Origin of the sequence: Flagellimonas meishanensis (genome assembly GCF_019880545.1) — a bacterium.
GTDB classification, from domain to species: Bacteria; Bacteroidota; Bacteroidia; order Flavobacteriales; family Flavobacteriaceae; genus Flagellimonas; species Flagellimonas meishanensis.
Window position 1 is genome coordinate 1,283,641 of record NZ_JAINVW010000001.1, and the last position, 23,937, is coordinate 1,307,577.

The 23,937-nt window shown below is 42.2% G+C and carries 26 protein-coding genes; 8 read left to right on the forward strand and 18 right to left on the reverse strand.

Annotation, left to right across the window (positions count from 1 at the left end):
• The 5 genes from K7G75_RS05770 (at position 1) to murI (ending at position 5,748) form a co-directional block, all read left to right on the forward strand.
• Positions 1-741 carry an isoprenyl transferase gene (locus tag K7G75_RS05770; protein WP_222983262.1) on the forward strand — a complete coding sequence of 247 codons (741 nt, stop codon included), beginning with the start codon at positions 1-3 and terminating at the stop codon, positions 739-741.
• The gene (locus tag K7G75_RS05775) at positions 713-3,388 is read left to right on the forward strand and encodes a BamA/OMP85 family outer membrane protein (RefSeq protein WP_222983263.1); all 2,676 of its coding nucleotides are present in this window, start codon (positions 713-715) and stop codon (positions 3,386-3,388) included. The genes K7G75_RS05770 and K7G75_RS05775 overlap by 29 nt, the downstream gene beginning before the upstream one ends.
• Positions 3,389-3,486: 98 nt before the next feature.
• Positions 3,487-4,323 carry an OmpH/Skp family outer membrane protein gene (locus tag K7G75_RS05780; RefSeq protein ID WP_222983264.1) on the forward strand — a complete coding sequence of 279 codons (837 nt, stop codon included), beginning with the start codon at positions 3,487-3,489 and terminating at the stop codon, positions 4,321-4,323.
• Between the two features lie 45 nt (positions 4,324-4,368).
• Entirely contained in the window at positions 4,369-4,878 is a 510-nt protein-coding gene (locus K7G75_RS05785) for an OmpH/Skp family outer membrane protein (protein ID WP_222983265.1), read from the forward strand.
• 90 nt (positions 4,879-4,968) lie between these two features.
• Positions 4,969-5,748 (forward strand): glutamate racemase, encoded by a 780-nt coding sequence (gene murI / locus K7G75_RS05790; RefSeq protein ID WP_222983266.1) that lies wholly within the window; start codon positions 4,969-4,971, stop codon positions 5,746-5,748.
• A gap of 4 nt (positions 5,749-5,752) precedes the next feature.
• Here the strand turns inward: murI and K7G75_RS05795 are convergent, their stop codons facing one another.
• Together K7G75_RS05795 and K7G75_RS05800 are read right to left on the reverse strand one after the other, a co-directional pair.
• Positions 5,753-6,244 (reverse strand): dihydrofolate reductase, encoded by a 492-nt coding sequence (locus K7G75_RS05795; protein WP_222983267.1) that lies wholly within the window; start codon positions 6,242-6,244, stop codon positions 5,753-5,755.
• A complete protein-coding gene (locus K7G75_RS05800) occupies positions 6,241-6,633 on the reverse strand; it encodes a 2TM domain-containing protein (RefSeq protein ID WP_222983268.1) in 393 nt (130 codons plus the stop codon). Before K7G75_RS05800 ends, K7G75_RS05795 begins: the two co-directional genes overlap by 4 nt.
• Positions 6,634-6,687: 54 nt before the next feature.
• On the opposite strand from K7G75_RS05800, the gene K7G75_RS05805 reads away from it, so the two are divergent.
• Both K7G75_RS05805 and K7G75_RS05810 read left to right on the forward strand, forming a co-directional pair.
• Complete coding sequence (locus K7G75_RS05805; RefSeq protein ID WP_222983269.1) at positions 6,688-7,770, forward strand: aminotransferase class V-fold PLP-dependent enzyme; 1,083 nt, start codon at positions 6,688-6,690, stop codon at positions 7,768-7,770.
• Positions 7,771-7,925: 155 nt separating this feature from the next.
• Complete coding sequence (locus K7G75_RS05810; protein WP_222983270.1) at positions 7,926-8,222, forward strand: isoamylase early set domain-containing protein; 297 nt, start codon at positions 7,926-7,928, stop codon at positions 8,220-8,222.
• 22 nt (positions 8,223-8,244) lie between these two features.
• Here the strand turns inward: K7G75_RS05810 and K7G75_RS05815 are convergent, their stop codons facing one another.
• From K7G75_RS05815 to K7G75_RS05835, 5 genes are read right to left on the reverse strand one after another with little or no spacing between them, the layout of a single operon-like run.
• Positions 8,245-8,526 carry a DUF427 domain-containing protein gene (locus K7G75_RS05815; RefSeq protein WP_222983271.1) on the reverse strand — a complete coding sequence of 94 codons (282 nt, stop codon included), beginning with the start codon at positions 8,524-8,526 and terminating at the stop codon, positions 8,245-8,247.
• Entirely contained in the window at positions 8,523-9,500 is a 978-nt protein-coding gene (locus K7G75_RS05820; protein ID WP_222983272.1) for an L-histidine N(alpha)-methyltransferase, read from the reverse strand. The genes K7G75_RS05815 and K7G75_RS05820 overlap by 4 nt, the downstream gene beginning before the upstream one ends.
• A gap of 16 nt (positions 9,501-9,516) precedes the next feature.
• The gene (egtB, locus tag K7G75_RS05825; RefSeq protein ID WP_222983273.1) at positions 9,517-10,677 is read right to left on the reverse strand and encodes an ergothioneine biosynthesis protein EgtB; all 1,161 of its coding nucleotides are present in this window, start codon (positions 10,675-10,677) and stop codon (positions 9,517-9,519) included.
• Between the two features lie 38 nt (positions 10,678-10,715).
• Complete coding sequence (locus K7G75_RS05830; protein WP_222983274.1) at positions 10,716-12,209, reverse strand: sensor histidine kinase; 1,494 nt, start codon at positions 12,207-12,209, stop codon at positions 10,716-10,718.
• A 14-nt stretch (positions 12,210-12,223) separates the two neighbouring features.
• On the reverse strand, positions 12,224-12,937 hold the full coding sequence (locus K7G75_RS05835) for a response regulator transcription factor (protein WP_222983275.1): 714 nt from the start codon (positions 12,935-12,937) through the stop codon (positions 12,224-12,226).
• A 224-nt stretch (positions 12,938-13,161) separates the two neighbouring features.
• Between K7G75_RS05835 and K7G75_RS05840 the strand changes: the two genes are divergently transcribed.
• Positions 13,162-14,571 (forward strand): hypothetical protein, encoded by a 1,410-nt coding sequence (locus K7G75_RS05840; RefSeq protein ID WP_222983276.1) that lies wholly within the window; start codon positions 13,162-13,164, stop codon positions 14,569-14,571.
• 97 nt (positions 14,572-14,668) lie between these two features.
• On the opposite strand, the gene K7G75_RS05845 is transcribed toward K7G75_RS05840, so the two are convergent.
• The 11 genes from K7G75_RS05845 to K7G75_RS05895 all read right to left on the reverse strand — a co-directional run bounded on the left by K7G75_RS05845 (position 14,669) and on the right by K7G75_RS05895 (position 23,851).
• Entirely contained in the window at positions 14,669-15,529 is an 861-nt protein-coding gene (locus K7G75_RS05845) for a DUF5694 domain-containing protein (RefSeq protein ID WP_222983277.1), read from the reverse strand.
• Positions 15,530-15,620: 91 nt separating this feature from the next.
• Complete coding sequence (locus K7G75_RS05850; protein WP_222983278.1) at positions 15,621-15,857, reverse strand: DUF1059 domain-containing protein; 237 nt, start codon at positions 15,855-15,857, stop codon at positions 15,621-15,623.
• A 95-nt stretch (positions 15,858-15,952) separates the two neighbouring features.
• Entirely contained in the window at positions 15,953-16,303 is a 351-nt protein-coding gene (locus K7G75_RS05855; RefSeq protein WP_222983279.1) for a nuclear transport factor 2 family protein, read from the reverse strand.
• 16 nt (positions 16,304-16,319) lie between these two features.
• Entirely contained in the window at positions 16,320-17,705 is a 1,386-nt protein-coding gene (locus tag K7G75_RS05860; protein ID WP_222983280.1) for a S41 family peptidase, read from the reverse strand.
• Positions 17,706-17,832: 127 nt separating this feature from the next.
• On the reverse strand, positions 17,833-19,395 hold the full coding sequence (locus tag K7G75_RS05865) for a sugar porter family MFS transporter (RefSeq protein ID WP_222983281.1): 1,563 nt from the start codon (positions 19,393-19,395) through the stop codon (positions 17,833-17,835).
• 223 nt (positions 19,396-19,618) lie between these two features.
• Positions 19,619-20,002, reverse strand: a complete 384-nt coding sequence (locus K7G75_RS05870) for a VOC family protein (protein WP_222983282.1) — start codon at positions 20,000-20,002, stop codon at positions 19,619-19,621.
• A gap of 376 nt (positions 20,003-20,378) precedes the next feature.
• Positions 20,379-20,834: a VOC family protein gene (locus K7G75_RS05875; RefSeq protein WP_222983283.1), complete on the reverse strand. Its 456-nt coding sequence runs from the start codon at positions 20,832-20,834 to the stop codon at positions 20,379-20,381.
• 47 nt (positions 20,835-20,881) lie between these two features.
• Positions 20,882-21,520, reverse strand: a complete 639-nt coding sequence (locus K7G75_RS05880) for a DUF998 domain-containing protein (RefSeq protein WP_222983284.1) — start codon at positions 21,518-21,520, stop codon at positions 20,882-20,884.
• A gap of 154 nt (positions 21,521-21,674) precedes the next feature.
• The gene (locus K7G75_RS05885; RefSeq protein WP_222983285.1) at positions 21,675-22,220 is read right to left on the reverse strand and encodes a hypothetical protein; all 546 of its coding nucleotides are present in this window, start codon (positions 22,218-22,220) and stop codon (positions 21,675-21,677) included.
• Positions 22,221-22,391: 171 nt separating this feature from the next.
• The gene (locus K7G75_RS05890; RefSeq protein WP_222983286.1) at positions 22,392-22,916 is read right to left on the reverse strand and encodes a hypothetical protein; all 525 of its coding nucleotides are present in this window, start codon (positions 22,914-22,916) and stop codon (positions 22,392-22,394) included.
• Positions 22,917-23,026: 110 nt separating this feature from the next.
• Entirely contained in the window at positions 23,027-23,851 is an 825-nt protein-coding gene (locus K7G75_RS05895) for a thymidylate synthase (protein WP_222983287.1), read from the reverse strand.
• Between the last annotated feature and the right edge of the window lie 86 nt (positions 23,852-23,937).

A 23,937-nucleotide genomic window follows, 5' to 3' on the forward strand; every position in this document is an offset into this window, starting at 1 on the left:
ATGCATACGCTAGAGAACCTAAACAAGGATAAACTTCCAAAACATGTTGCCATTATTATGGATGGCAATGGCCGATGGGCCAAACAAAGGGGCAAACTTCGCATTTTTGGACATGAAAACGGGGTTGAAGCCGTACGAAACACCGTGGAGAGCTGTGCCAAGCTCCAGATTGAATACTTGACACTTTACGCTTTTTCCACCGAAAACTGGAACCGTCCCAAAATGGAAGTGGAAACTTTGATGCGGCTGTTGGTGGCTTCCCTGAGGAAAGAGATGAAAACTCTAAGCAAGAACAATATTCGGTTGAAGGCAATCGGTAAAATCGACTCCTTGCCATCCAAGGCCCAAAAAGAACTTTCAGAAGTTATTTCAAAAACATCCAAAAACACGGGAATGACCTTGACCCTGGCCTTGAGCTACGGTTCCCGGGAGGAGATAAAATCGGCCGTCAAGGAAATTGCCGCCAAAGTTAAAAATAATATAATTTCACCTGAAAATATTGACGAAACCGTTATAAATACTCATCTTTACACGCATTTCATGCCAGATGTGGACTTGCTTATCCGGACCAGTGGGGAACGTAGGATAAGCAATTTTTTGCTTTGGCAGATAGCATACGCTGAATTATATTTTATTGATGTATTTTGGCCCGATTTTAGAGAGCATCATTTGGTAGAAGCAATATTAAGTTACCAAAACAGAGAACGACGATTTGGAAAAACTAGCGAACAACTCAACTAAAGGTACAAAGCACTTCACTCGGCCTTACCTAACACTACTACTTCCCATATTGCTTTTAACCGTCCAAGCCTTTGCCCAGGACACCTCTTTTGAGGATGGAAAACAGTACATTTTGGGCGGACTTGAGGTAACGGGCCTACAGAGTTACAACGAGCAGACCGTAAAGACATACACCGGACTTCGTGTGGGCCAAGCCATCACCGTACCGGGAGATGAAATCAGTGCCGTGATAAAAAAACTGTGGGGCCTTGAGCTCTTCAGCAATGTGGAAATGTACTATACCAAAATCGAGGGAGACCAAATATTCTTGGAACTCAATATTCTGGAACGCCCCACGCTGACCAATGTCACCATTTATGGGGTCAAAAAACGCAAGGTTGAGGATATAATAGACGATACCGACCTCAAAAAAGGCAAGAAAATAACCGAAAGCCTCATCGCCAACACCAAAAACTACCTTCAGAACAAATACAAAAAACAGGGCTATCTGAATGCCCGGGTAAACATTGCCACCGCTGTGGATACCTCCGAGGCCAACTCCCAGAGCATGGTGATCAATGTGAACAAAGGAGATAAGGTCAAAATAAGGAAGATTGTATTTGAGGGCAACGAAAAGCTCTCGGACAAGAGGCTCCAAAAGTCGTTGAAAAATACCAAAAAGAAGAAATTTTACCGGTTTTGGAAGAAGTCAAAATACATAGACGAGGACTATCAGGAAGATCTGAAAAGTCTTGTTGATGCCTATGCGGAGCGGGGGTACCGCGATGCACGTATACTATCCGATACATTTACAAAGGTTGACGAGAACAACATCGACCTGAAAATAAAGGTTGAGGAAGGCAATAAATACTATTTTGGGGAAATCGATTTTGTGGGCAACTCCGTTTATACCGATAGGCAGTTGAGCCAGGTATTGGGTATCAGAAAGGGACAGACTTACAATGGCGTGTTGTTGAAGGAACGAATTGCGGACGACTCCAAGCCCGATGCACAGGATTTGACCAATCTATATCAGAACAATGGGTACCTTTTTTCGAGCATCAACCCCGTGGAGGTTTCAGCGGCCAATGATACCATCAATTTTGAGATCAGGATCATTGAGGGAAAAGAGACCTTTTTGGATCACGTGACCGTGGTTGGAAACGACAAGACCAACGACCACGTTATTTTTAGGGAACTGCGCACCCGACCTGGACAGAAATACAGTAAGGACAACCTAGTGCGTAGTATTCGGGAATTGGGGCAATTGGGCTTTTTTGATGCAGAGCAGATTGTGCCGGACATTCAAAACCCGGATCCCAATGCAGGGACAGTGGACATAAAATATAGCCTTGTGGAAGCGGGCTCCAGCCAAATTGAATTGCAGGGAGGCTTTGGTGGTGGAGGATTCATTGGAACCTTGGGGCTTTCGTTCAGCAATTTTTCATTGAAGAACATCTTTAATGGGGAAGCCTACAAACCGGTGCCGATGGGAGATGGGCAGACCTTTGCCCTCCGCTTGCAGGCCAGTAGGACATTCCGTGTGTATAGCCTGAACTTTGCCGAACCCTGGTTGGGAGGTAAAAAACCTGTGCGTTTCAACTTAAGCCTTTCACGGACCCAACAGTTTGCCACAAGTTTCAACAATAGCAACAGATTGGATGTGGACAGAAGCAGGGGATTTGCCATTACCGGAATATCTATGGGCTTGGCCAAAAGGGTACAGTGGCCGGATGATTTCTTTACCATATCCCATTCCCTTAGCTATCAACTTTACGACTTCAACAACTTCAACAACGGTCTTTTCAACTTTGGAAATGGAAGTTCCAACTCGTTGAACTATACCATAGGAATATCAAGAAGTTCTCAAGGACCAAGTAGGATATTCCCATTGACAGGTTCCAACTTTGAGCTTACGGCCAAGTTTACCCCACCATACTCCTTGTTTGGCTCTAAGGATTTTAAACAGCTTCGGGAAGATATTGAAAGTACCACCGAAAGACTTTTTGAGATTGGGGGCCCCAATATAGGAAGTGTAGAGGAGCAAGCGGAATTTAACCAATTGAGTGACGATCTGGAAAGATTGGAAGAGGAACGATTCAAACTTTTGGAATTCTATAAGATCAAGTTCCGGGGCGATTGGTATACCAACTTGGTTGATAAATTGGTGTTGCGTACCAATGCGGAGTTTGGATTTCTGGGAAGTTACAATCAGGATATTGGAAATGTACCTTTTGAGCGGTTCTTTGTGGGAGGTGATGGTTTGGGTAACTTTACTTTGGACGGTAGGGATGTCATCCAGTTAAGGGGATACGAGAACAGCTCGTTGACCCCTGTCAGTGTAAACCCTATCACCAATAGGCAGGAACAGGATGGAGGCACCATCTACAATAAGTTCTCCTTGGAGTTGCGCTATCCATTGACCTTAAAACCATCGGCATCCATCTACGCCCTTTCGTTTTTGGAGGCAGGAAACGCATTCAACAATTTTAACGACTTTAATCCGTTTGAATTAAAAAGATCTGCCGGAGTGGGGCTACGTATTTTTATGCCGGCATTTGGTCTCTTGGGTATTGATTTCGGCTATGGATTTGATCAGGATGCCAATCCATCTTCCACCGGACCAAGCGGCTGGCAAACGCACTTCATCATCGGACAGCAGTTTTAATCAAGGAAAAAGAGTGTCTTTACAACATATAAATGGCTCATTTTAAATAAATTAGTTATTTTGGCACGATATTTTCTATATAAAATGCGGAACCAAAAATGAGTACCAAAGTTCTTTTGTCGTTAGTTGTTTTGATGTCATTCTCGTATGGCTTTTCCCAGCGTGGTGTTCGGATAGGTTATGTGGACATGGAATACATTCTGGAGAATGTGGAGGAATATAGGGATGCCACAGAGCAGCTCAACAAGAAGGCCGAAAGGTGGAAACAGGAAATTGAGCTCAAGCTTAGCACCGTTGAGCAAATGAAAAAGGACCTTTCTGCGGAAAAGGTATTGTTGACCGATGAGTTGATTGCCGAACGGGAGGAGGAAATCCAAATTTTGGAAACGGAAATGCTGAAATATCAGCAGGACCGTTTTGGCCCACAAGGAGATTTGGTGCTGCAGAAACAATTGCTGATACAGCCCATACAGGACCAAGTGTTCAACGAGGTGCAAAAAATAGGAGGAAATAAAAGATATGATTTTATTTTCGATAAATCGGCAGATGTCGTAATGTTGTACTCCGAAAAAAGACACGACATCAGTGATTTGGTTTTGAGGGAAATAGGACGCACCAGAAAAGTGAGTGCATCCAACAAAAAGGCCAACGATAAGAGTCGATTGGAGCAGTTTAAGGAAGAAGAGGGCGAAGCGGAAGAAGAAATTAGCGAGGCACTGCAAGAAAGACAGGCCAAGGCCGAGGCAACACGGGAAGCCAATGCCAAGGCGGCCGAGGATAGGAGAACGGAGCAGTTAAAGCTAAGGGAGGAAAGGAAAAAGGCATACGAAGCCAGGAGAAATAAATTATTGGAAGAGCGCGAGGCCAAACGTAAAGCCAAATTGGACGAACGTGAAAAAGCGCAGGAACAACCAAAAGATTCAATACAACAATAAATATTGAAACACTAAAATTAACATTCAAAATAGTAACTTAGAATCATGAAAAATGTAAAGAAGATTGCTGTAGCCCTAGTTTTATTTGTAGCAGCTACTGGGTTTGTAAATGCACAGAGCAAGGTTGCCCACATCAATGTGCAGCAGCTGTTGTCTGACATGCCGGAGATGAAAGCAGCGCAAGCAGAATTAAAAAAATTACAAGAAACATACAGAGCGGATATCGAGAGTTCCATGACCGAACTGAGGAACAAGTATACCCAATATTCCAACGAGGCTACATCAAAATCTGAGGAGGAAAATCAAAAAAGGGCTGTAGAGCTTCAAGGTTTTGAAAAGAACATTCAAGAAGCCGAACAAGCAGCTGTTCAGGAAATGCAGAAAAAACAACAAGAGCTTTTTGCACCAATTTCCGATAAGGCCAAAGCAGCAATCGAAAAAGTGGCCGCTGCCCAAGGTTTCGACTACGTAATCGATGCCAGCCCAGGATTGAGTCTTATTGTGGCAAAAGGAAAGGACCTATTGCCAGCAGTAAAGCAAGAATTGGGTTTCTAAAAGCTACATAACACCATATTTTAAGACCGCTTTATCCAAAGGACAAAGCGGTTTTTTATTTTTGTTCCGAATTAGCCGTTATTTTTGAACATGCTGGGACCTATTGGCATCTTTGACTCGGGAGTGGGAGGAACATCCATTTGGAAGGAAATCATCAGAAAACTCCCCTTGGAGGACACCCTGTATTTGGCAGACAGTGCCAATGCCCCCTATGGCAACAAGACCAAACATCAAATTCTTGCCCTGAGCATAAAGAACACCGAGTTTCTTTTGAATAGTGGGTGCAAGATCATAGTGGTGGCCTGCAATACGGCGACCACCAATGCCATAGACCACCTAAGAACCCATTACAAAGTCCCTTTTATTGGTATCGAGCCCGCCATAAAGCCCGCCGCACTCCAGACCAAGACCAAAAGAGTAGGGGTATTGGCCACCAAGGGGACCCTTTCCAGCAGTTTGTTCCACAATACCTCAAAGCTTTTTGCTCAAGGGATAACCATCATCGAACGCGAGGGAACAGGGCTGGTGGAACTTATAGAAACCGGACAGACCGATTCCAATCAACTACGGGAACTGCTTATGGAATACATTCATCCCATGCTCAAGGAAAATATAGATAGTCTGGTTCTCGGCTGTACCCATTATCCCTATCTAATACCCATTTTGCGGCAAATACTTCCCGATAACATCAAAATCATTGATTCAGGAGAAGCAGTGGCAAGACAGACCCACGCCATTCTGGAAAAAGAAGGATTGCTCTGCCACGAAAATAGAGCCCCGAGACATGTTTTTTACAGTAATTCGGATATTACCACACTTCAAAAACTTGTGGGCACGGACAAGGCGGATGTATCCTATTTGGATTTTTGAGGACTTATTTCCGGACGTACGTTAGGTAAGTGAACGAATGGGCATGTCTGTCATCCTTTGGATGGTGCTCCTCTTTGACCAACGTCCATTGGTTCCCATCAATTTCAGGAAAAAAAGTGTCCGCTTCAAAAGAAGCATGTATTCGCGTAAGTTCAATATCCGTGGCAACATCCATGGCCTGGTGATAGATCTCTCCCCCTCCAATGATATAGGCCGTCTCCGTTTCGCCAACAAGGGCCAGAGCTTCTTCAAGCGAGTTTACCACCTTACAAGGAAATTTTGGCGCATAATCCCTTTCCCGCGTAATGGCAATATGCTCTCTATTTGGCAGTGGTTTGGGAAAGCTCTCCAAAGTCTTTCTGCCCATAATGATCTTATGACCGGAGGTCAATGCCTTAAAACGTTTAAAATCATCGGGAAGGTGCCAAGGTAGGTCATTGTCCTTGCCCAAGGCGTTGTTCTCACCCGCAGCGGCAATAATGACAAGTCTCTTCAAAGCTCTTTTTTTTTATTCACCTTGGAAAGCGGAAAGTCCGTTTCAATTTCCTTCTGGATTTCGGAAATACGCTGCTTTTGCTTGGCCACTAGGCGCTCACGCTGCTTTCGTTCCCATTCTTGCCCCATGAACTTTTGCGTAACGAACACATTAAAGGCATGCAAAACGAACAAAAAAGACCATAGCAGAATGGCCCACAAAAACCAATCATAGTCCTCCCCATATTTTAGGATTTTGTTGATCAATACCAAAAAAACGCTTCCAATCAAAAAAATGACAAGGTGTGTGAACAAACGTTTTTTCTGTTTGATGCGTTTTTGGGCATTTTCCAACAGTTCGTGTTGCTCAAGATCAATGGATGGTTCTTTCTTTTTTCCGAAGGACAACATGTAATGGCTATCTTTAATAACAAATATAATTGAATTGATTCCAATACCCGTGTGATGCAAAACTTAAGAAAAAAGTTTCCCGTCCTCAACCAATGCATCTATGCCAACACCGCTGCCACCGGTTTGATGAGCGAGGATTTGATGGAATGGAGGCAAGGACATGATTTGGATTACCTCATAGGTGGGAGCGAAATAAAGATGAAGAATTTTGAGGAGATGCCCCAAATCAGGAAAACAATTGGCAATTTTTTCTATTGCAATGCCGACAATGTAGCCCTGGTCCCCAATTTCAGCATGGGGTTAAACATATTGTTGGAGGGGCTGGACAAAAACCAAAGGGTGTTGTTGCTGAAGGGGGATTACCCATCGTTGAACTGGCCTTTTGAATCTAGAAATTTTACAAGGGAGTACGTTGAAATCGACGAACAGTTGGAAGAGCGCATTTATGATAAGGTGTCCGGTGAACAATTTGATGTACTGGCCCTGAGCCTGGTACAATGGATCAATGGACTTAAAATAGATCTTGAATTTCTAAAAAAGTTAAAAAAAGACTTTCCCGATTTGATGATAATAACCGACGGCACCCAATTTTGCGGCACGGAGCAATTCAATTTTGAAACGTCGGGAATTGATGTACTGGGCACCAGTGCCTACAAATGGCTGCTGGCGGGTTTTGGCAACGGATTTTTTTTGGTAAAGGATGAAGTAAAGGAGAGGTTCAATCAGAAGTTCACGGGATATGGCTCCGTGGCTGGAGATCTGAGCAAAAAGGACAACATCCATTTTTGTGGGCACCTACAACCGGGCCATCTGGATTCATTGAACTTTGGCAGTCTTCGGTTTGCCCTGGATTTTTTGGATGAAATAGGGATGGAGCATATAGAGGCGCACCTAAAACGATTGTCCAAAAAAGCCACGGAAGAGTTTTCTTCGTTGGGACTTTTGGAAAATGATGTGATACGGAGAAAGCACCACAGCACCATATTTAATGTAAGGGGGGACAAAGCTTTCTATAAACGATTAAGGGAGAATGAGGTGGTCTGTTCGCCCCGTGGAGGGGGAATTCGTCTGAGTTTTCATTTTTATAACACCGAAGATGAGATAAAGGCCATTGCGAATATTATCCGAGGCCAGTAGGCAAAATTGTGATTTATAAAAAAAAACTCTCCAAATTTATAAAGGCACCGCTATTGTTAAGTGTATTTTATCAATATGATAAATCGAACTTAACTTATTGTAAATAAGAGGTTTTATATTTTGCTTTGCCATGAAATTTTAAAAGAACTGAAACCATGGCAATTAAAAAACAATATCTAAAAAGCAAACCGGTATGTAAAGTAACCTTTACAGTACCTGCTGAAGAGGCAAAGAAAGTAGCGGTAGTTGGTGATTTCAACAACTGGAACCCAAAGGGAAGCATGCTAACAAAGCTGAAAAACGGAACTTTCAAGGGAACTTTTGACCTTCCTATGGAAAATTCCTATGAATTCCGATACATTGTGGACGGTAGCTATATCAATGATGATGCAGCCGATCGTTACCAATGGAACGATTTTGCAGGTGTAGAGAACGCCGTTATCGAACTATAAAACCTAAGTCGCCATTGGGGATCTATTCCTCAATGGCGATTCCTTTCCAAAAGGCAACCCTTCCTTTAATGGCCCTCGCAAGTTCACTGGTCTCCGGATAGTACCAGGCCGCATCGGGGTTTTGTTTGCCATTCACTTCAACGGTGTAGTACGATGCGACGCCTTTCCACGGACATGTGGTATGTGTTCCGCTAGGCTTGAAAAAATGCTTTTTTAGACTTTCTGGGGGAAAATAGTGGTTGTTTTCAATGATCACCGTATCATCACTTTCTGCAATTACGGTGTTGTTCCAAATGGCTTTCATGGGCTATTTTTTTTGAATACGTAGTTTTTATAGTTTTCCTCTGGGTCGGAGAAAGAAGTCACAATTTTTAGCCCCGATTTTTTCGCCAGCCATTCCACTACATCATCGTCATACTTTTGTGAAATCTCCGTATGGATGGTCTCCCAGGTCTTAAAATGCACTTTTAGCCCCAATGCCTCAATCTCCACGATTTGATCCTTCTTGGAAACCAAATAGCTTTTTGCCGTCCCGCTCTGTGGGTCATAAACCTCCCAGTGCAGGAATTGGTCCGTATTGAAGTTCCCACCCATTTCCTTGTTGATCCTGTCAAGTATATTCTTGTTGAAAGCCTCAGTAATACCAGTTTTGTCATTATAGGCATCCAATATGGTCTGTGGGTTCTTTTTTTGGTCAAAACCCATGAAGATCAGGTCCTTTTCATCAATGGAATCCTTGAGATTACCCAAAAACTCGATGGCCATCGGATGAAGTAAGTTTCCAATATTGGACCCTAGAAATAGAACTACCTTCCTTCGGCCATTGGTTTCGCCGATGTTTCGCAAAGTCTCAAAGTAAGTGCCCTGTAGTGGGTGTATGATCACTTCGGGAATCTCCTTTTTTAACGATTTGGCAAGTAGTTCCAGCGCATTATGGCTGATGTCAATCGGGCGATAGTCAAAATCAGCGTCCTGATCAACAAGATGCTGCAATAATATCTTGGTCTTTCTTCCATCGCCGGCACCCAATTCAAAAAGACTAAAAGGACTTTCATTGTGGACGAAGAGAGACACGATTTCTTCCTTGTGGGTTTCAAGAATATCAAATTCGCAGTTGGTCAGATAATACTCTGGCATGGCCATGATATCTTGAAAAAGTTTGTCCCCAATCGCGTCGTAAAAATACTTGGAGGACAAATATTTTGGAAATGCCGTAAGGCCTTCATACACTTCTTGTTCAAAAGTCGAGGTAAAAAGGGCGGTATCTTTATTTTGCATAGAAACTGTGTCGTAATTATTTGGCCAACCTTATCCCAGTGAACTGCCAACGTAATTGCGGGTGGAAAAAATTTCTGTAGGTATGCCTTGTGTGTTTTGATGGTGTGGCCACCGAGCCACCACGGAGTACTTTTTGATTGACCATGAACTTCCCGTTGTACTCACCAAGTGCCCCTTCGGCTTTTTGGAAGTTCGGGTAGGGCAGGTACGCACTTTCCGTCCATTCCCAACGTTTGCCCCAGGGAAAAAAGCCTTGCGCAACTTCCCATTCAAATTCGGTGGGAAGACGATGGCCCTTCCATTGTGCATAGGCGAAGGCTTCAAAATAGGAAATATGGGTGACTGGTACGGAATCATCAATTTTTTGAAGGCCGTTTGCGGTATAGTGATACCATGTGCCATCAACATTATGCCAATACAGGGGCGCAGAAACTTTGTGCTGGTTCACCCAATCCCAACCTTCCGCATGCCAAATATTGAAACGTTGGTATCCACCTTCTTCTATAAATTCCAAAAACTCTCCATTGGTGACCAGTTTATTGGAAATTTCGTAGGAATGTAAATAGACTTTATGGCGGCCAAGTTCATTGTCGTAGCAAAAATCGGTTGAATTGTGACCTATTTCATAGTTTCCCGATGCTATGGAAATCCAATCCTGCTGATGCGACTCGATGGGATGGTCTTTGAAAGAATTGGAATATTTGGGCAATAAAGGATTGTTTCCCAATATGTATTTGATGTCCGTCAGCAGTAATTCTTGATGTTGTTTCTCATGATGGATGCCAATCTCGAGCAAGGCATTCAACTCGTCGTTCTGAGTCTCTGAAAATAGCTTTTTAATGCCTTCGGTGACATAGTTTCGATATTCATACACTTTTTTTACCGAAGGTCTCGACAGGTTCCCACGGTCTGAACGGACCACCCGCTTGCCCACGGTTTCGTAATAGCTATTGAACACAAACGAAAAATCTGCGTTGAATTCAGTATAGTTTGCTGCATGTGGCTTAAGGATGAACTCTTCAAAAAACCAGGTGGTGTGCCCCAAATGCCATTTGGGCGGACTCACGTCGACCACGGGCTGGACCACGTAGTCCTCAATTTCCAGCGGTTCACAAATGGCTTCAGTATGGGAGCGGGTTTCCAGAAAGAAATCCAGCAATGAATCGGTTATTATCATAGTAGGTTTTTGCACCCTTAAAGATAAGGAATATCTATCTAGCCCATGTGGTAAACCGGAAGACTGAAACTGAATGAAGTTCCCACTTCGGGCCCGCTAAGGACTTTAATGCTGGAATCGTGGATTTCCATGATTTTTTTCACAATGGCAAGTCCAAGACCAGATCCCTCTTTTTCCTGCCCAATTTTTGTCTGCCTGTACCGTTCAAATATCAACGATTGATTCTCTTTTTTGATTCCCGGACCGGAATCCTGGACAGTTGTCTCTACCATGGTATTTTGAACCTCGATTTTTACGATAACCTCACCCCCATTTGGAGTAAACTTCAGGGCGTTGTCCATTAGGTTTTGTATGGCCCTTTCCACTAGTGAGATATCGGCAAAAACCAACGGTATGTTTTCGGCCATGGAAAGTTTCAGGGCAATATTCTTTTTTTCTGCCAACAATAGATAATTTCGGTGGATATCGTTTGCGAGTTCGCTAATCAAAAAGGGCTCTTTTTCAGGTTGTATCTGATTGGCCTCTAACTTGGAATACTCAAACAATTGGGAAACAAGCTTGGAAAGCCGTTCGCTGCTTTTGGTTACCGTTTTTAGGTAGTCCTCACGTTCTTGTGGCGTCAGCTCGGAATTTTTCATATAAAGCGTTTCTATATAGCCTTGTATTATTGAGAGAGGCGTTCTAAGATCATGGGAAATATTGGTGATAAGCTCTCTCCGAAACTGCTCTACTGACTTTAATTTTTCTATATCCGAAAGGATAGTGTCCGCCATACCGTTATATGTGATAGCCACGTTGGAAAGGTCCGTTTTTTCCGCATTTTCAATGCGGTAGTGCAGGTCGCCCTGTTGAAAGCGTTTTGCGGCATGGATGATTTGTCTTAAACTTCGGGTTAGATACCAAATGGCAAGGATCCCAAGCAAAGTGGCAAAAATGAGTGTCAAAATGGACCCGCCCAATCCCAAACGCATAAAATAACTGTTGAAGAGGTCGCTCCGGGTGGCCAAAAAATCCTCTCCTGCCAGAATGATGTAGATGTAACCCTCATGTCCTTTCGCATTGAACCGTGCTGCGGAGAAAATAGTTTGTTTCGTCAAGTCCTTTGGATCATCACCCAAGATATAGCTAGCTCCTTTTTCAAGTATAAATTTTTCGATAGGAGCCAAATTCACACGTTTCTCCCTGATCTCAGGAGCGTCATGGTCAAGAACCACCGAGTATTGTACACGCCCTTCAGAATCCAACAGATATACCTCGATAGCGCGATTTACAGCCATCATATCGTGCATAATATCACCAAACAATGCTTTGTTCACAGCTCCGGTTGAATCGAAGGGTTGGGTCACCCGAAATTTCTCATCGATGAGATCTTGGGCCAAATTGGCATGGAGCTTTTGGGTGGTCTCATAAAAGTATTTGTTGGACAAATAAATGGAAGTAACTGTATACCCGATTCCTGCCAGTAGCAGAATGGCAAAAAAGGAAAGGGTGAGCTTTAGAATGAACTTGATGGACAGGATATTATCTTTCATGGTAGTCTTATACGTCAGGCTTCCGCCAGTTCTTCGTTGAATTTGTAGCCTACACCCCAGGTGGTCAAAATAAATTTTGGATTGCCCATGTCGGGTTCAATTTTGGAGCGGAGGCGATTGATATGTGAATTGACGGTATGCTCATATCCGCGGAAATCATATCCCCAGATCATGTTGAGCAACTGGGTACGGTCATAACTTTTGCCAGGGTTTGACGAAAGTAGGACCAAGAGCTCGAACTCTTTTGGGGAAAGTTCCACTTTTTGACCGTCCAGCAGCACTTTTCGCATTTCAATGTCGATGGAAAGTATGTCAAATTGCATCCTTTTAGGATCTTTTGTGCTTTTGGGCAGGGCATCATCCATTTTTTGTCTTCTAAAAATGGCTTTTACCCTTGCTATGAATTCACGTACGCTAAAAGGTTTGGTCAAATAGTCATCCGCCCCCACTTCAAGTCCCAATACCTTGTCAATTTCTTCTGAACGGGCGGTTAACATCATGATAGGGGAAGTGATATTGTTGGCCCTTATTTTTTGACATACTTCCACACCATCCATTTCGGGCAACATTACATCCAGAATGATTAGATCTGGATTTTCGTTCACCGCTCTGCGTAGACCATCTCCTCCACTCGTGGCACTTAGTACCAAGCAGCCTAGATCTTTTAGGTGTATTTGCAACAGCCTTACGAGCTCTGGATCATCCTCAATAATCAGTACTTTTTTCATAGGCATACGAAGTAAATGGTAAAGTATCACGAAAAGTTCACCGGTTTCCATTAAAAATGTCCGGTGTACCGTTTAAAAAGTCCATTTTTTGCCTAAATCTTTACAAAAACGCAAGTTTTTTGATGTAAAAAATTGATAATCAACATGTAATGAAAGTTGATTTTTACGTGATACTTCCGTAACAACTTCCTTCTTCATTTGTAGTGTAATTTTAAAAACACACAATGAACAACTTAAAATCTTTATTATTTGTTTTGGGGTTGGGTATTTTTCTCACTTCTTGTTCGGAGGACGACAATGGCCAACCGCTCGTTTTGGATGCCGGGACCCTTTCTGGTGGCCCCTTCACATTTGTAGTGGATGGAAATCCCGATATGGTAAGCGGAATTGGTTTAGATGCCAGTAATTTGGTTGGTAGCGAACAAACGTTTGTAATTACGGATGATGCTGGGAACATTTTGGGTATTCCACCAACTTTGGCCGCAGTGGAAGGAGTAAATTTTGATGAAGCTGGACCAGGCGTTTGTCTGATATGGCATTTGGTCTTCGAGGATGATTTTTTAGGGCTGGATGTTGGAGCCAACACGAGCAGTTTTTCTGGAACTTACGACCTATCAAATTCATTGACGGTTAATCGAAACGCCCTGAGTGCGGGTATGCTGCTAGGCGGTCCATTTGACTTCTCTGTCGATGGAAATCCTGATATGGTAAGTGGAATCACTTTGGATAACTCCAACTTGAATGGAAGCAATCAGACCTATCTTATCACGGATGATTTGAACAACATTTTGGGTATTCCACCAACCCTGGAAGCGGTAGAAGGGGTAAATTTTGATGAAGCCGGACCGGGCACATGCCTAATTTGGCACTTGACCTATGAAGATGATTTAACAGGACTTGAACCGGGGATGAATGTTTCGGATTTTGGCGGAACCTATGCACTATCCAACGCAATTACAGTAAATCGAAATGCGCTGAACGCAGGAACTATTTCCGGGGGACCATTTATTTTTACAGTTGATGGACACCCGGACATGGTCAGCGGAATCATATTGGACAATACCAATATAAGCGGTACATCCCAAGGATGGATAATCACCGATGACCAAAACAACATTTTGGGCCTTCCACCGACTCTGGAGGCAGTGGAAGGGGTGGACTTTGATGAGGCTGGTGTTGGCGTATGCTTAATTTGGCACATCACATATGAACCAGGCCTGGAAGGATTGATGGCCGGGTCCAATGTTGCTGATTTAGACGGTTTTTATGCACTTTCCAATTCGATAATGGTCAGCCGAAATGGATTGAATGCTGGGATGTTGTCCGGCGGGCCTTTCACCTTTGCGGTTGACGGATTCGCCGATATGGTCAGTGGTATTGCATTGGATGACTCCGATTTGACAGGAAGCAAGCAAACATTTGTGATCACCGATGACCAAAACAATATTTTGGGACTTCCCCCGACCCTTGAGGCTGTAGAAGGCGTAAATTTCGATGCCGCCGGAGTGGGGGTGTGCCTAATTTGGCATTTAACCTATGAAGAAGGCCTTACGAATTTGGCGCCTGGTAAAAATGTATCGGATTTTGAAGGCTTTTATGCGTTGTCAAACTCTATAATGGTGACCCGGGAATAATGAAAAAGAAGATTAGCTAGTATTTTCTAAGAAGGTCATTAAAAAAGCACCCGAAGCTTTGCTTGGGTGCTTTTTTTACACATTGATTATGCTGGTTTTATTGAAATTGCATAATTTCCTTTAACTCTTTGGTGGACCAATTCGCGTTACTGTCCACAAAATCTTTGATTAGCGCAATATGGCTGGCACCCATAAGTACCATTATCCGTCGGTCATCGGTATGGGTTCCCTTTTGGACCAAAGACCACATGTACAGATTTCGGCGATACCATTCCGAGGCCAGATATGGACCGATGAAGTTGTCCGAGCCCCCGACCAAAAGCGGTATTTGGGTATGGAATAGGTTGCTTACCTCACGATCTTGCTCTGAGTTAAGATGATAAGTAAGATCTAATAAGGAAATGCCTTGCTCAACTTTCTCGTCAAAATCCTTGCTAAAACTCTCGATTCCCTTTAGGATTACATTTTGTAAATCGGTTTGTCCGGAGGTGGCCACAACGGTCATCAAGCTATCAAAAGGGAACACGGTATTTCTATAATCCACGGCTTTTATTGACTTTAGCCCTGACTTTTTAGCGGCCCGAAAGGCCAATTGAAAAATTTCATTTTTCAAATAAAAACCGGAAAGACTATCATTGTTGAAATAGGTGCCGCTTAAATATATTTGGTACAAAGAATCCAGTTCTTTCTGTTGGTCATAAGGCCATTCCACAAAAATTTGGTCTGGTTTAAAATCCTTGATCTTTTCAGTAATGGCTTCCAGCTCCATTTGGGATTTTTCAGATAATATGTCAAAACTTTTGGTTTTTGCCACATCAGCTCCCGGGTTGTGGTAATGGAATGTGCCAATAAGCAAAGCTTCCTTGGTATTGGGGTTCTTTTCGGTTTGCTGAGCCGTAATTGCCACGCTGGTTGTGACAAGCAAAATGGATAGGGCTTTGGTCAATCTTGTTTTCATTGGTAAAGTTTCGTTGTTTTTTAAAAAGATGACCGAATACTACATTTGTTACATTTGGCAAATAATTTTTTGTTGGCCCTTATCTGACTTTCTAAACTTCGGGAAGTGCTTCAAACTCCTTTCTTTTGTTCTCAAACCATTCTTGCATCAATTCGGGTGAATTCATCAATTGCCTCATTTTCTCCATTGCCGCGAGGTGTGCCTGATCTCCTTTTTGAAACATATCCATTCCATGTTTCTTGCTCAATTCGGCAATTTCCTCAAAGGTTTCAGCTTGAAATTTTTTATCACAGGCGCCTCCCAATTGTTCACATGTCATTGTTTTCATGGCTTTTTTATTTATTGGTTCTGTTTTAAAAATAAGGGAAAACCACTAAACATTGCTTCGCCTCCGTTAAGTCCATTAATTTCATAATGCTAGGCTTAAGAATCCCCACGTCCCAAATACGCTCTTATCGAGGTGATTTTTCCAGTGGAATTGAATGTTATCACATCGACCACAAAGAGTTCCTCTTTCCCGTCAACCGTAATTTTCAATTCAGCGGCCACCGTGTCCTCATTTTCGTAGGTGGATAGCACATCAATTTCAATGGATGCAGCGGCTTCAAAGTTTTTCTTGGTTTCCCTTAGCGCTTCCTGTTTTCCAACCACCCGGATTTTCCAATCACGGAGGACAATGCCGTCCGAAAATAGATCTTCCATTGCTGTAAGGTCTTTTGCGGCATATTTTTCCAGGTAGTACAGACACAAATCCTTGTTGGTTTTTAGCGGCATAAGGCTCTATGAAAGGTTAGCTTTTGTTGTTGATTTTTTCCAAAAGACCATCCAAAACCTCGTCTTCCTCGTCCAGCAAATAATCTTTGATGAAGATATCAGGAATTACACCTTCCTCTTGCGTGCTGCCATTAACTCGAACTATTTTTCCTTTGGAAACGTTGACCGAAATTCTCGTATTGGGCAATTGGTATTGAAAAATAGAGGCATATAATGACGGATAGTCCCCTGTTTCTTCCCCAACAATAGTCCCAAATCCATAATCCTGGATCTGGGCAGCGGTCACCGCCGACTGGGAATGGGATTGCCGGTTTGCCAAAACATACACCTGACCATGAAAACGTTTTTCTTCCGGTTGCGGTTGATGGGCCTCAAACGGATAATCGTAGATTTCACCATTTTCGTGGGATACTACCGATTTCCAGAAGGGCTGCGTGGTATCATATTTTTTCTGCACATGATCTTTTAAAAATTGACTGGTCTTAAGGGTGAAACTGGAGTTCCATTTAAACGGTTTGTCTGCAAAATAGGCAACCATATAATCACTGAAAGAATCATCCCCTCCACCATTGTTCCTCAGATCAATGATAAGGTTCTGCATCTTTTTTTGGTTGATTTCAACAAAAGCGGAATCGATGAAACGTTGATACTTTGCTTCATCCCCAGAAAAGTTTCCTGGGTTCAGATAAGCTGCATTCTCAAAAAACTTCAGTTGCATGGAGGCGTTGAGCACTTCTTCGCGTTTCATTTCAAAATCTTCGATCAGGCCAATCGCCTTGAGCGTATACTGTTGTATTTCTCCATCAGTACGAATATCGACCTCAAAGACATCTTGCTTTCCGAACACCTGCCAATACAATCTAGGGAAAGAATACATTTCAATTTTAGTGTTTTTGAAATAGGGACGTTCTGCAGAAATCTGTGGATAGATTTGTGACAGAATTTCCGGCATTGGCACCCCATTGATGCCAACTACCTCAGCACCTATTTTGATTGAGTCGTTTTCTGACCAATTTTTTCTGACCAAAGCCCTATCATATTCAAAAGCAACTTCAAACGGGAAGAGGGTTCCACCGGATTGGGCATATTGTATGTAGGATTGGATTGGAAAATCGATATTGGTGTGTCCATTATTGGATTTGGAGATCAGTTTCTGAAATAAATTCGTGGTTTCCAATAAAGTCAAGCTGTCTTGTGATATGGACTTTTTCAACATGTTGAAGGCAGTGTCAAACTCTTGTTTTGGAGTATAGGCAAAGAGGTCATAATGTGCTTCATCCAAGGAGCTGTAGAGATATTCAAAATCCGCTGAAATGTCCTCCTTGGAAAATTTACTGGGGGATTGACTAAAGGTAATAGATGATACAATTAAGAATAAAAAGGCTGAAAAATAGTGCTTCATGGTTGTTTTAAATGGTTTTCTCCTAGACGAGAGGGTCCATGTCTTGTTACAATTTTTTGCGAATTTATCGCTTTCAATTGGGATAGGAAATAAAACGGAATCTTGTTGAAAAACCTATACGATTGTATTAGGATTTCACCAATTGCGCTTCCAATTCTTCCAAGGATTTTCCTTTAGTCTCCGGAATCACACGGATGATGAAAACAAGCCCTACCAATGCAAACAATCCGTAGATCAAGAATGTCCAGGCGCTGCCAATATTGGACAATTCCCAAGGGAAAATAAACTGTACCCCGGCTGAAACGGCTGAATTTACAAACCCGACAAAGGAGATGGCTATTCCCCTGACTTTTAGTGGGAAAAGTTCCGAAAACAGAACCCACATTACGGGCCCCAGTGAAATGGCAAAACAGGCCACAAAACCGATGATCCCGATAAGGATCAAAGAGGGATTCATGTCTATAGCAGCGGTAATCAATTCCGATTCATATTGCTTTGCCCTTTCATTTCCGAGCAATGCCTTTATTTCGTTTTTGTATTGTACATCATTTTTAAATGATTTTCCTGCCAACATGGAGACCTCTGTCCTTAGTTTTGCGTCCGAAAGTTGGTCAATCTTATCCTGGGTGAGGGTATAGTTGGCCGCACTGAATCCATAGGCCAGCAAGGCCATGAACACGGCTATTCCACCAACTCCGAAGGCTAATAAGGGCTTTCTTCCCAATCTATCAATCAAGAGCATGGCCAAAATGGTAAAGACCAAATTGGTCACCCCCACCAGAATGGCTTGGATAAAAGAGGCATCGGTACCGATTCCCGATTGCTCAAAGATCATGGGCGCATAGAAAAAGACCGAATTGATGCCCGTGATCTGCTGCAAGATACCGACCACCAAACCGATGGTGATCACCAAGCGCATGGCAGGTTTGAACAATTCCGCAATTCGGGTTTTTTCCTGATTGGCTGTGCTTTTCAAGGATTCTGTAACTGCTATAAGGTCTTTTTCGGCTTGCTCGGGAGAACAAAACTTACACAGGACCAGTTTGGCCTCGTCCAATCGTGATTTCATGATAAGCCAGCGTGGGCTTCTAGGCACGGTCATGAGACCAAAAAGGTATAGGACGGCTGGAAATGCTTCAACTCCCAGCATCCAGCGCCAGTTGTTTTCGGCAATCCCCAGTGACTTTACCCAACCCAGGTCCGAATCTCCCAGGGAAAGGATGAAGTAATTACTAAAAAATGCAATGGTGATACCGAGAACTATATTCAACTGGTTGAAGGAAACCAATTTCCCGCGCTGTTTGGGAGGCGCAATTTCAGCAATGTACATTGGGGCCAGAATCAGCGAAGCCCCTACGCCGATACCTCCAAGCATCCTGAAAATCAAGAAAAGTGCAAAGTTGGGAGCCAAGGCCGATCCTACTGCGGATATAAAGAAGACAATGGCGCAAATCTTTAGCACTACCCTTCTTCCAAAACGGTCACTCAATGGCCCGGAAAACATCATGGCCAGGGCCGCGACAATGGTCAGGGAACTGACTGAAAAACCAAGTTCCAAATCGGTGAGATTGAAGTCTATTTGCACGAATTTGTTCACCCCGGAAATCACGGAGGCATCAAACCCCATCAAAAAACCACCCAAAGCCACAATCAGGGCAATGCGGGTGGTAAAAAGTGTCTCTTTGGTCATAAGGCGCGGTTGGTTTTATCGCATATTGGTTTGCAAGTTCAAGATACTATAAATCTTTTAAAGCTTTTAAAGGAGAATGAGTTCGGGTTTGATGCAATGGGACCTTGGACATAAGGATGGATCCCAACCTGAAATTGTTAGCCCACACGGGCCAATAATGGAAAGGATTTCTGGAAATTCGTTGGTACGCACGATCACAGATAGCCCTGGCAATCAATCGAAATCAATTTCCGGTAAAAACTGTTTTTGCATCAACAAAGCAAATTGGGTTTCCAAAAGGGTCGTTTGCGTAGAATAGTGTTTCACCCCAGGGCATATGTTCAATTTCGCCAAGGAATTGGCACCCCAGATTTCCCATTTTATTGTGGACACCCTGCAGATCGGGTACTGAAATATAGATATATTGATTTTCGTGAAATTTCCATTCCGTTTGGGCGTCTCCATCGGATTTTGGGTCATAGCAAGCTAGGATGGTTCCCCCAATGTCAAAATAGTGTCGTCCAGGGGAAACCCGAATTCCTTTTTCAGCCAGAACTTGTGAGTAGAATGCCGCAGCTTTTTCAATATCGGCTACTGGGAAAATTATTCTATAGAGTTTTGCTGTCATGATTTGATACGTTGCCAGCGGTTTAAAATCACCGTCAGTTACCGGTTTTAAATTACTAATTTTCGGTTTACTGGGGGTAGAAACTCCGAGTTGCTCCCATGCGAAGTTGGATCTGCTACCATTGTGGTTGAAATTGTTGTGTGAGGTTTTTATTTTTCAATGCTCCGATAGTTATCAAAACCTTCAAAGCCCACAAAGTCTGTATTCCGGCCCATTCCAATTTTGTCCCTTCGCTGATGCCGTACCAAGTATCCTATCGCCCATCTTCTTTTTGTCAGCCAATTAATTCTTGAATCGCTGAGGCTTTATGGCAAGCAAACGATTTTATGGGCTAAAGGTTTTAAAGATGCTTATGCTCTTTTTAGTGGACAGGCATCTAGCTCTTTTCCAGTTCCAACCAGCGTTCATAGGAAATTATCCCGTTTTCTGGTTTTCCTTCTCCATCCAAAATTCCGATAAATTCTAGGGAGTGCCCATCGGGGTCGTCAAAATAGATGGCTATGGCCGGCATCCATGCGAATACCATGGGTCGCTCGGTTCCATCATTAAGGAAGTTCCTGCATTTCAAGTTCCGGGATTTTAGAAAATTTACCGATTCGTTTAAAATCCAATCGGGCTCACATTTGAATGCAAAATGCCTTACATCTATTTCTACTTTGGGTTTTTCCCAAAGTCCGAGCATAAACTGCTTGTCTTTTCCAATCCAAAAAAAGGCAACCCTGCGCTCCGCTTCATAATGGCATTGTTTTAGGCCAAGGACCTTTCCGTAAAAGTCTATGGAGCGTTGAAGGTTCTCCACAAACAAATGTGTTTCATAAAGGCCTTTGATCATGTATTGTTTTTTTACAACGGTCAGTATAAAATGCGTTTTAAAGCATTTTATAAAGTGTTACCTGATGGTATTATATTCTTTATCGTAATGGCACAAGTTACTATCCAAATAATAAATACTGTCTCTATAATTCGCTGATATAGGCCAATATATTCAGGATTCGTACCAGAGATTAACAAAGAGATGAACAGGATGCTTATTATTCCATAAGTGATTGCTTGTATGGATAATCTATTATAATTCTGTAGTTGTTTCAAGCCAATACCAATAATGATAATGCTAATAGGAACAAATATATAGGTCAATACCCCTGTAAGATTGTGTATTACTTGGGAAATACTTGGATCAATAAAATCTTTGTTACAACCACTGTCACAAGGGAAGATTGCAACAATTACTGTGGCCAAACCGTAAAATATTCCCAGTCCATAAAATCCGATTTTTGTTAGCTTAGATGGCTGAAAATATTTAGGTCCAAGAAAACAAAAAATAGTAAGAAGAATTCCACTGGGGATATATCCAAAGATTCGTAAAATTTCACCGTACTCCGTGTCAATTGCATAGGTTTCACTTATATATTGACTTGTTAAGCTATAATTTTCAATTAGAATTCCACCTACGATTGAAGAAACAACAAAAAGACTAACTCCAAGCATTCCGACAAAGAAAGTAAATCTATTACTCATCTGTTCATTGGTTTATATCTTAGGTATTTTTACTTGTGGGTAACGGTCTCGTATAACCGTAAGTTACGGGTTAATATGCGTTAATTTTCGGTTTGACACAGACGTTAGCAATTCCGAGTGGATTCGGACGCAGTCGAATCCGCCGTAATTGCGGTTATACATTGTTGTGTGCAGTTTTTATTATTTTTCCATTTTCAAATTCAAATTCCAACCGAACTTTTCCGTCTTCCGAATCAGGTAATCTTTTTATTGATTTAGAATCTTTCAGATTGTAATATTCATCATTTATTTCGAAGTCATAATCCATTCCGCCAACTTCTTTTTCAAAAATCCAGTAGTTTCTGACAACAGAAATGTATGGTCTGCCAATTACGCTTTTTGCTGTTTCAAATATTCTTATTTCATTGTCAATTTTTTGTGAGTTTTCGTTTGTTATTGCAAATGCAGTAATTGTCAAAATTGGAGCTCCCATTGGAAAGAAGCTCAATACTGTAAGTCCAACTAAAGTCATTCCGTAAATTTTCGCCCACTTTTTTCTTACATATTTGAAAACAATGTAAAATGTTCCAATGAACCAAATCCAAAATATTAAACGGTCAATTATATTTCCAGCAAATGAAATTCCGTTTGTCAAATACAGAATTAAATCTGCCACCAACAGAATTGTAATTCCAATATAGATTTTGATTTCATTTTTCATTGCTCAAATTGCACACAACGGTCTCGGCTATGAGTAGTTGCGTGGTTTAGCACTCAACTTTGCAAGTACACACCAAACTGAAAATCCGTGAGGATTTTCAGAAGTAGGCGTGAACAAGCAATTACTTATAGCCAATGTTGTGGTGTCGTTTTTTATTTTCGTTTTATTCTTCTATTCAATCTTTTTCCATTCTCCTTTTCGGAAATACATATTATGAAATTTCGGTGAATTAAACACCATAAAAAAGTCCCAAACTTCACGGTAAATTGTTGGATTAGTTGTTAATATGTGATGAGTTGGTTTTTCCATTTCAATTACAAGTCTTGCAGATTTGTATGGCGCAAGAGTCGATATTTTTCCTTTATACGTTTCGTTAATGATTTTTCCGTCTGTAACGTAAAAATATATTGAGTCATTTTCTTTTATTTCAAATCGGAAGTTATTGTATTGCCAGTCCGCTTGTTTTCCAGAAAAATAATTTCGGTCCACTATATATTCTCCATAAAAATCCGATTTATCAAGTACTTTTTTCGAGTAAAACGGCTGAAGTATTGCGGACAAAATCCATAATAATATCATTCCGCACCACATTCCAATTAATGCAATTCCGAAAAACTTTTTTTGAGTAAAAATCCATAATAAAAACAGGATTACTGAAATTGGTAATATGATAAAAATAAATCCTAATCCTGCCATTAATTATATTCTCAATGTTTTTCTTAAATGCACCACAACTTGTTTATATAGATGTAAAATACATCTATATACCCCCAAAATAGGAATAAATGTGATAAGTTTTAGCTTCTTTACACCGCCACTGCCGCGCGTATCGCTGGGTGTGGGTCATAGTTGAGCAGTTCAAAATCGTCAAAGGTAAAGTCAAAAATATCCATAACCTCTGGATTCAGTCGCATGGTGGGCAAGGGTCGAGGGTCACGGCTCAATTGTAGCTCCACCTGCTCAAAATGGTTGGTGTAGATATGGGCGTCACCAAAGGTGTGGATAAACTCCCCGGGTTGGTACCCGCAGACCTGGGCCATCATAAGCGTTAACAGCGCATAGGAGGCAATGTTAAAGGGAACGCCCAAAAAAATGTCGGCACTGCGTTGGTACAATTGGCAGGAAAGTTTGCCATCGGCCACATAAAACTGGAAAAAGGCATGGCAGGGGGGGAGGGCCGCCTTGCCATTGGCCACGTTTTCTGAAAAAGATTTTGAGGTGTCTGGCAGTACGCTGGGGTTCCACGCCGAGACCAACATTCTTCGGCTATCGGGGTTATGCTTTAAACTGTGTACAATTTGTTTTATCTGGTCAATCTCCTCGCTGTTCCAGTTGCGCCACTGGTGTCCATAAACCGGTCCCAGGTCCCCGTTTTCATTGGCCCATTCGTTCCATATACGCACCCCGTTTTCCTGCAAGTATTTGATGTTGGTGTCCCCTTTCAAAAACCATAGCAATTCGTGGATAATGGATTTCAAGTGCAGTTTCTTGGTGGTCACCATGGGAAATCCCTCATCGAGGTCAAACCGCATCTGATAGCCAAAAACGCTTATGGTTCCAGTTCCGGTGCGGTCGGCTTTTTTATTGCCGTGCTCCAAAACGTGCTTGAGGAGGTCGTGGTATTGTTTCATAGTGAGGTAAAAGTATAATGTAAAAGGATAAAGGGCAATACCTTATAACAACATGTTATTATATTTTATCAACGATGGTTTGTGGT

Bases quoted from the DNA above. Each gene is read 5' to 3' on its own strand.
- K7G75_RS05850 (WP_222983278.1), bottom strand. From the start codon at position 15,857: ATGAAAACAATGACATGTGAACAATTGGGAGGCGCCTGTGATAAAAAA.
- K7G75_RS05770 (WP_222983262.1), top strand. From the start codon at position 1: ATGCATACGCTAGAGAACCTAAACAAGGATAAACTTCCAAAACATGTT.
- K7G75_RS05875 (WP_222983283.1), bottom strand. From the start codon at position 20,834: ATGATCAAAGGCCTTTATGAAACACATTTGTTTGTGGAGAACCTTCAA.
- K7G75_RS05780 (WP_222983264.1), top strand. From the start codon at position 3,487: ATGAGTACCAAAGTTCTTTTGTCGTTAGTTGTTTTGATGTCATTCTCG.
- K7G75_RS05810 (WP_222983270.1), top strand. From the start codon at position 7,926: ATGGCAATTAAAAAACAATATCTAAAAAGCAAACCGGTATGTAAAGTA.
- K7G75_RS05830 (WP_222983274.1), bottom strand. From the start codon at position 12,209: ATGAAAGATAATATCCTGTCCATCAAGTTCATTCTAAAGCTCACCCTT.
- K7G75_RS05890 (WP_222983286.1), bottom strand. From the start codon at position 22,916: ATGGCAGGATTAGGATTTATTTTTATCATATTACCAATTTCAGTAATC.
- K7G75_RS05845 (WP_222983277.1), bottom strand. From the start codon at position 15,529: ATGAAAACAAGATTGACCAAAGCCCTATCCATTTTGCTTGTCACAACC.
- K7G75_RS05865 (WP_222983281.1), bottom strand. From the start codon at position 19,395: ATGACCAAAGAGACACTTTTTACCACCCGCATTGCCCTGATTGTGGCT.
- K7G75_RS05820 (WP_222983272.1), bottom strand. From the start codon at position 9,500: ATGCAAAATAAAGATACCGCCCTTTTTACCTCGACTTTTGAACAAGAA.
- egtB (WP_222983273.1), bottom strand. From the start codon at position 10,677: ATGATAATAACCGATTCATTGCTGGATTTCTTTCTGGAAACCCGCTCC.
- K7G75_RS05815 (WP_222983271.1), bottom strand. From the start codon at position 8,526: ATGAAAGCCATTTGGAACAACACCGTAATTGCAGAAAGTGATGATACG.
- K7G75_RS05895 (WP_222983287.1), bottom strand. From the start codon at position 23,851: ATGAAACAATACCACGACCTCCTCAAGCACGTTTTGGAGCACGGCAAT.
- K7G75_RS05880 (WP_222983284.1), bottom strand. From the start codon at position 21,520: ATGAGTAATAGATTTACTTTCTTTGTCGGAATGCTTGGAGTTAGTCTT.
- K7G75_RS05785 (WP_222983265.1), top strand. From the start codon at position 4,369: ATGAAAAATGTAAAGAAGATTGCTGTAGCCCTAGTTTTATTTGTAGCA.
- K7G75_RS05805 (WP_222983269.1), top strand. From the start codon at position 6,688: ATGCAAAACTTAAGAAAAAAGTTTCCCGTCCTCAACCAATGCATCTAT.
- K7G75_RS05840 (WP_222983276.1), top strand. From the start codon at position 13,162: ATGAACAACTTAAAATCTTTATTATTTGTTTTGGGGTTGGGTATTTTT.
- K7G75_RS05835 (WP_222983275.1), bottom strand. From the start codon at position 12,937: ATGAAAAAAGTACTGATTATTGAGGATGATCCAGAGCTCGTAAGGCTG.
- K7G75_RS05870 (WP_222983282.1), bottom strand. From the start codon at position 20,002: ATGACAGCAAAACTCTATAGAATAATTTTCCCAGTAGCCGATATTGAA.
- K7G75_RS05855 (WP_222983279.1), bottom strand. From the start codon at position 16,303: ATGCCGCTAAAAACCAACAAGGATTTGTGTCTGTACTACCTGGAAAAA.
- K7G75_RS05885 (WP_222983285.1), bottom strand. From the start codon at position 22,220: ATGAAAAATGAAATCAAAATCTATATTGGAATTACAATTCTGTTGGTG.
- K7G75_RS05860 (WP_222983280.1), bottom strand. From the start codon at position 17,705: ATGAAGCACTATTTTTCAGCCTTTTTATTCTTAATTGTATCATCTATT.
- murI (WP_222983266.1), top strand. From the start codon at position 4,969: ATGCTGGGACCTATTGGCATCTTTGACTCGGGAGTGGGAGGAACATCC.
- K7G75_RS05800 (WP_222983268.1), bottom strand. From the start codon at position 6,633: ATGTTGTCCTTCGGAAAAAAGAAAGAACCATCCATTGATCTTGAGCAA.